The 6,171-nt window shown below is 73.9% G+C and carries 7 protein-coding genes; 3 read left to right on the top strand and 4 right to left on the bottom strand.

The window, feature by feature from the left end:
• Positions 1-35 precede the first annotated feature (35 nt).
• Positions 36-263, top strand: a complete 228-nt coding sequence (locus DKT68_RS01015; protein WP_109815559.1) for a thioredoxin reductase — start codon at positions 36-38, stop codon at positions 261-263.
• Positions 260-1,027 carry a pirin family protein gene (locus DKT68_RS01010; protein ID WP_109815558.1) on the top strand — a complete coding sequence of 256 codons (768 nt, stop codon included), beginning with the start codon at positions 260-262 and terminating at the stop codon, positions 1,025-1,027. Before DKT68_RS01015 ends, DKT68_RS01010 begins: the two co-directional genes overlap by 4 nt.
• A 131-nt stretch (positions 1,028-1,158) precedes the next feature.
• Here DKT68_RS01010 and gndA read toward each other — a convergent pair whose 3' ends face one another.
• Together gndA and DKT68_RS01000 are read right to left on the bottom strand one after the other, a co-directional pair.
• On the bottom strand, positions 1,159-2,601 hold the full coding sequence (gndA, locus tag DKT68_RS01005; RefSeq protein ID WP_109815557.1) for an NADP-dependent phosphogluconate dehydrogenase: 1,443 nt from the start codon (positions 2,599-2,601) through the stop codon (positions 1,159-1,161).
• Positions 2,602-2,704: 103 nt separating this feature from the next.
• A complete protein-coding gene (locus DKT68_RS01000) occupies positions 2,705-3,001 on the bottom strand; it encodes an MTH1187 family thiamine-binding protein (RefSeq protein WP_109815556.1) in 297 nt (98 codons plus the stop codon).
• 289 nt (positions 3,002-3,290) lie between these two features.
• On the opposite strand from DKT68_RS01000, the gene DKT68_RS31040 reads away from it, so the two are divergent.
• Positions 3,291-3,713 (top strand): hypothetical protein, encoded by a 423-nt coding sequence (locus DKT68_RS31040; RefSeq protein ID WP_161556602.1) that lies wholly within the window; start codon positions 3,291-3,293, stop codon positions 3,711-3,713.
• 185 nt (positions 3,714-3,898) lie between these two features.
• Here the strand turns inward: DKT68_RS31040 and DKT68_RS00990 are convergent, their stop codons facing one another.
• A complete protein-coding gene (locus DKT68_RS00990; RefSeq protein WP_109815554.1) occupies positions 3,899-4,699 on the bottom strand; it encodes an energy-coupling factor transporter transmembrane component T family protein in 801 nt (266 codons plus the stop codon).
• 55 nt (positions 4,700-4,754) lie between these two features.
• Positions 4,755-6,170 (bottom strand): ABC transporter ATP-binding protein, encoded by a 1,416-nt coding sequence (locus DKT68_RS00985; protein WP_109815553.1) that lies wholly within the window; start codon positions 6,168-6,170, stop codon positions 4,755-4,757.
• Position 6,171 lies beyond the last annotated feature (1 nt).

Genomic DNA, 6,171 nt, shown 5'->3' with positions numbered 1-6,171 from the left:
GCGTCAGATGGGTATAAGAGACAGGGGGTGGGGTTGTGCGGGATCTCCGGTACAAGATGATCATGGCGTTGAACGCGGCCGATCTGGGTGACCCGATCTGCGAGCAGGTCGCCGAGATCTGCGCGGAGATCGCCGAGCAGCACTGCGCCGAGTTCGGCCACACCCCGCAGCTGCGCTCCGGCGAGATCGCCGAGCTGGCCAGCGGGGACCCGGCCCTGACCTGGGCGCCGTCGCCGGCCGACACCGGGCAGCGTGCCTGGTGACCGCGACCGCTCCCGCCCCGTCGGTCGACCTGCGCCGGGCCGAGGACCGCTTCGCCACCCGGATCTCCTGGCTGGACTCCAAGCACTCCTTCTCGTTCTCCCGGCACTACGACCCGGCCAACACCCACCACGGCCTGCTGCTGGTCAACAACGACGACGTGGTCCGCCCGGGCGCCGGCTTCGAGACCCACCCGCACGAGGACATGGAGATCGTCACCTGGGTGCTGCGCGGCTCTCTGGTGCACCAGGACTCCACCGGGCACACCGGGGTGATCTACCCGGGGCTGGCCCAGCGGATGAGCGCCGGCACCGGCATCCTGCACTCGGAGAAGAACGACGCCTGGCGCCTCAACAACCAGGAGCCGCACAGCGACCCGGTGCACTTCGTGCAGATGTGGGTGCTCCCCGACGAGCAGGGCGTCGACCCCGGCTACGAGCAGCTGGAAATCGAGGACGAGCTGCTGCGCGGCGGCCTCGTGCCGGTCGCCTCCGGGATGGAACGCTACGACGGCGCGTCCGCGATCCGGATCCGCAACCGGTACGCGACCCTCCACGCCGCCCGGCTCGCCCCCGGCGACGAGGTCACCCTCCCGGACGCGCCCTTCGTGCACCTGTACGTGCCGGACGGCACGGTGACGTTGGAGGGCAGCGGGCCGCTCGGCACCGGCGACGCGGCCCGGCTCACCATGACCGGCGGTCGCCGGGTCACCGCCGACGAGCCGGCCGAGATCCTCGTCTGGGAGATGCACGCCACCGTCGCCTGACCGTTGCCCGCGCCCGAGGCGCGCACCGTCCTCCCCATGATTCCCTCGAACATGGATGTAGTGGCCTCCCACGCTGGGGAGGGCACTACATCCAGGATCCGGCACGATCACGGCGCACGGCGCCGTACCGACTACGCGGGGGACTCGGTGCGGTCGCCCGCCCAGGTGGTGTGGAACGAGCCCTCCCGGTCGACACGCTGGTAGGTGTGCGCGCCGAAGTTGTCCCGCAGGCCCTGGATCAGCGCGGCGGGCAGCCGCTCGGCGCGCAGCGCGTCGAAGTACGCCAGCGACGACGAGAACGCCGGCGTGGGCACCCCCGCCCGGGTCGCGTCGGCGACCACCCGCCGCCAGCTCGGCACCCCGGCGCCGACCGCGTCGGCGAAGTACGGCGCCACCAGCAGCGTCGGCAGGTCGGGCTGCTCGTCGTACGCCTCACGGATGCGGTTGAGGAAGCGGGCCCGGATGATGCAGCCGCCCCGCCAGATGGTGGCCGTGCCGCCCAGGTCGATGTTCCAGTCGTACTCCTGGCTGCCGGCGCGGATGTGGTCGAAGCCCTGCGCGTACGCGACGATCTTGGAAGCGAGCAGCGCCCGGCGGACGTCCTCGACGAACGCGTCCCGGTCGGTCACCTGCCACTTCTCCCCGGCGTCCGGGAACGCCCGCCGGGCCGCCTCCCGCTGGTCGACGTGGCCGGAGAGCGAGCGGGCGAAGGTCGCCTCGGCGATCCCGGTGATCGGGATGCCCAGATCCAGCGCGCTCTGCACCGTCCAGCGCCCGGTGCCCTTCTGCTCGGCCCGGTCCAGCACGACGTCCACGAAGGGCCCGCCGGTGGCCGCGTCACGGTGCGCCAGCACGTCGGCGGTGATCTCGATGAGGAAGGACTCCAGCTCGCCGCTGTTCCAGTCGCGGAAGATCTCCGCGATCTCCGCCGGCTGCGCGTCCAGGCCAGCCCGGAGCAGGTCGTACGCCTCGGCGATGAGCTGCATGTCGGCGTACTCGATGCCGTTGTGCACCATCTTGACGAAGTGCCCGGCGCCGTCCGGCCCGATGTGCATGCAGCACGGCACGCCGTCCACGTGGGCGGCGATCTTCTCGAACATCGGGCCGAGCTTGGCGTACGACTCGGCGGAGCCGCCCGGCATGATGCTCGGCCCGAGGAGCGCGCCCTCCTCGCCGCCGGAGACGCCGGTGCCGACGAAGTGCAGACCGTGCGTGCGCAGCGCCTCCTCCCGCCGGCGGGTGTCGGCGAAGTGGGCGTTGCCGCAGTCGACGACGATGTCGCCCTCCTCCAGCAGCGGCACCAGCTCGTCGATCACCGCGTCGGTGGGCGCGCCCGCCTTGACCATCACGATCACCGCGCGGGGGCGTTCCAGCGACGCCACGAAGTCGGCCATCGACTCACCGGGCACGAAGGTGCCCTCGTCGCCGTGCTCGGCGATCAGGCTGCGGGTGCGCTCCGGCGAGCGGTTGTGCACCGCCACCGTGAAACCGTTGCGGGCCAGGTTGCGGGCCAGATTGCGGCCCATCACCGCCAGCCCGGTCACGCCGATCTGCGCCGTCGCCTGCTCAGCCATCCGTGCCGCCACCTCTCGCCGTCGTACTGCCGTGCTGCGACCGTATCGCGGTGCGCGATGCGGCGGGCTGCCTCGTCGACAGCCGGTGACCGGTCGGTGGCGCTCAGCCCCGGGCCAGTCGATCCTCCACGCGCGCCACCTTCGTGGTGAGCGCGTCGGTCACTCCCGGCCGGACGTCGGCCTTGAGCACCACGCTCACCCGGGGCGCCTGCGCGGCCACCACGTCGACCGCCCGCTTCACCACCGCCATCACCTCGTCCCACTCGCCCTCGACGGTGGTGAACATGGCGTCCGTCCGGTTGGGCAGGCCGGACTCGCGGACCACCCGCACCGCCTCGGCCACCAGGTCACCAACGGACTCACCGACACCGAGCGGGGTAATCGAGAACGCGATCAGCATGCCGCCGATGCTGCCAGGAAAACCGGATGCGCCGCCGCCCGCCCACGGGATAGCGTGTCGGCATGCGTAAGTGACGCCCCACCTCCGAGCCGGCCCGCCGCCCCGCGCCGCGGTCCGTGCGCTCCCGGGCGTCCCGCATTCCGCATCCGCCGTGTCGCGGTGCTGACGTTGTCGATCCCGGTGAGCAGTCCCTTCCCGATCCGACTGTCGCGCCGCGACGGTCACCAGTCGAGCCGACCGGCCCCGGAGCGCGGGACCGGCAGTGAGGTCGGCACCGAAGGAGGCCCGGATGCCCGCCAGACGCAATCGGAAGAAGTCCCGTACCACCGCACCCACGTCCGCCGGCACAGAGGCGGCCGGCCATGACGCGCTCCTACCAACCCGCCCCGACGTGGAACTCACGGTCGAACCGGCGCTCCTGGCCGAGCCTGCGCTTCCGGCGGCATTGGGTGAGCCGGCAGTGCTGGTCGAGCCGGCTCTGCCGGCGGTGCTGAATCAGCCGGCTCTGCCGGGGGTGGTGCCGGGTGAGATGGTGCCGCCGATCGACGTGCCGGCAGCGGTCGACGCGCCGGTGGTGGCAGACCTGTCGAAGGTGGCCGGGCGACCAAAGGCGCCGACGGCCGGACCGCCGCAGGGTGGCGGGACGCGCTCGGCCGGCGGGCGTGGTCAACCAGCCGGCCAGAGCCGCCGCTACGCCTTCCGCCGCAGCTGACCGACCCGCACCCACCCGGCGTGCTGCCCCGGCGTCGCGGGCGGTGAGGCAGCAGCACCATCAGGGATGGTGCTGCCTCACCGCCCCGCGACGCAGCACCATCCCTGATGGTGCGCGGATCATGCTGGCCCGGCGGCGGGGCGAGGCGGAGCGACGCCGGTCGGCACGCTGCGGGGAGAAGCGACTCAGCCGAGCAGGGGGCGGAAGGTGCCCAGCAGGATGCTGGCGGTGAGGGCGGCGCCGGCCAGCGCGGCGGCGGCGACGATGAGCACGGCGTCGGCGCGGGTGAAGGGCTGGCGGCGGGCCACGGTGCGCGGGGTGCCGGCGTCGAAGCCGCGCGCGTCCATCGCCACGGCCAGCCGGGTGCCCCGGCGGATCGCACCGACCAGCAGCGCGAACGCCGTCGAGGTGAACAGTCGCAGCTTCGCCACCGGGTTGCGCCCGGCGTCGACGCCCCGCGCCCGCCGGGCCATGCTGATCATCTGCCACTCCTGGCCGAGCAGCGGCACCAGCCGGAACGCGGCCAGCGCTCCGATGGCGAACCGGGCCGGCGCCTTCGCGTTCTGGATCAGCGCGTCGGCCAGGTCGGTGGGGTCGGTGGTGGCGAAGACGATCACGCCGGGCAGGGCCACCGCGAGCACCCGCAGCACCAGGCCGAGCGCGGTGAGCAGCACTCCGGTGGTCACCAGCACCGGGCCCGCGTCCAGCAGCACCCGGCCGGACCGGTCGGCGGCGAACAGCACCAGGGTGACCAGGATGCCGGCGGCGCTGGCCAGCAGCGGCCAGGCCCGCCGGGCCAGGACCCGGTAGCGGATGCCGAACAGCGGCAGGACGGCGAGTTCGACCGCGATGGCGATCGCCGGGGCCACCGGGTCCAGGGTGGCCAGCAGCGTGAACGAGAAGACCAGCGCCGCGGCCACCTTCGCCACCGGGTTGCGGCGGGCCAGCGGCGCACCGGGCGCGGCGACCGGCTCGATGCTGATCATCGGTTGGCGTCCCGGCCGGTCACGGTCACTCCGGGGTGATGGTGCGGTCGACGGGTCACGGTCGCTCCAGCGTGACGGTGCGGTCGGCGAGCGCGGCGACGAAGTCCGGGTCGTGGGTCACGGTGACCACGCCGTGCCCGGCGTCGCGCAGCTCGGCGAAGAGGTCGACCAGCTCCCGCCAGGTCCGCCGGTCCTGACCGAAGGTGGGTTCGTCGCAGATCAGCAGGCGGGGCGCGGTGGCCAGGGCGGTCGCGACGCTCAGCCGCCGCGCCTCCCCACCCGAGAGGGTGTACGGGTTGGCGGCGGCGAGCCGGGACAGTCGGAGCCGGTCGAGCAGCCCGGCCACGGTGGCCTTGACGGCCGCCTCGGTCTGCCCGGTGCGGCGCGGGCCGAGCGCCAGCTCGTCGAAGACGGTGCTGGTGACGAACTGGTGCTCCGGGTCCTGGAAGACCGACCCGATACGTCGGGCCAGCGCGGGTGCCCGCCACCGGTGCGGGGGAGTGCGGTGGTCCGTTCCGGCCAGCTCGGCCGACGCGGTGACCCGCCCGGCGCCCGGCCGGAGCAGCCCGCCGAGCAGCAGCGCCAGGGTGGACTTGCCGGCGCCGTTCGGCCCGCGTACGGCGAGTGCCTCGCCGGCGCGTACCCCCAGGTCGGTGGGGCCCAGCCGGGGTGGCAGGCCGAGGCGGTCGGCGGTGAGCAGCAGCTCCCCCGGGGTGGCGGTGGCCCGCCGGGGGGCGATGGGGTGGCCCGGCACCCAGACGCCCTCGGCGGCGAGGGCGTCGCCGTGCGCGGCGAAGACCGCCTCGGGCGGGCCGTCCGCGCGGACCCCCCCGCCGGGTTCCAGGACGACCACCCGGTCGACCAGTGACAGCGCCTCGGCGACCCGGTGCTCGACCAGGATCAGTGTGGTGTCGGCGTCCAACGCGCCGGCCACCGCCCGCCGGATCAGGTCGGCGCCGGCCGGGTCGAGGTTGGCGGTCGGCTCGTCGAGCAGCAGCAGGCCGGGTCGCAGCGCCAGCGCGCCGGCCAGGGCGAGGCGTTGCTGTTCGCCGCCGGAGAGCGCGGAGGTGTTCCGGTCCCGGGAGTACGGGAAGCCGACCCGGTGCAGCGCCTCGTCCACCCGGGGCCAGATCTCGCCGGCCGGCACGCCCCGGTTCTCCAGCCCGAACGCGACGTCGTCGCCGCAGCGGGCCATCACCAGTTGGGTCTCCGGGTCCTGGAAGACGATGCCGACCCGTTCCCGGCCCTTGCGCGGGTCGAGCCCGTCGATCTCGACGGTGCCCTCCTGCTCGCCGGAGTCCTCGGGCAGCAGCCCGGCCAGCGCGCTGAGCAGGGTGCTCTTGCCGGCCCCCGACGGCCCGAGCAGCAGGACCCGTTCCCCAGCCTCGATCCGGAGGTCCACCCCGCGCACGGCCCAGGCGAGCCGCCCGGCGTGCCGCCACCCAAACCCCCGCAACTGCACCCCGCTCACC

This window comes from Micromonospora acroterricola, from assembly GCF_003172955.1.
Lineage (GTDB): Bacteria > Actinomycetota > Actinomycetes > Mycobacteriales > Micromonosporaceae > Micromonospora > Micromonospora acroterricola.
Note: the sequence above shows the minus strand (reverse complement) of the source record. Positions and strands in the feature narration are given on the sequence as shown.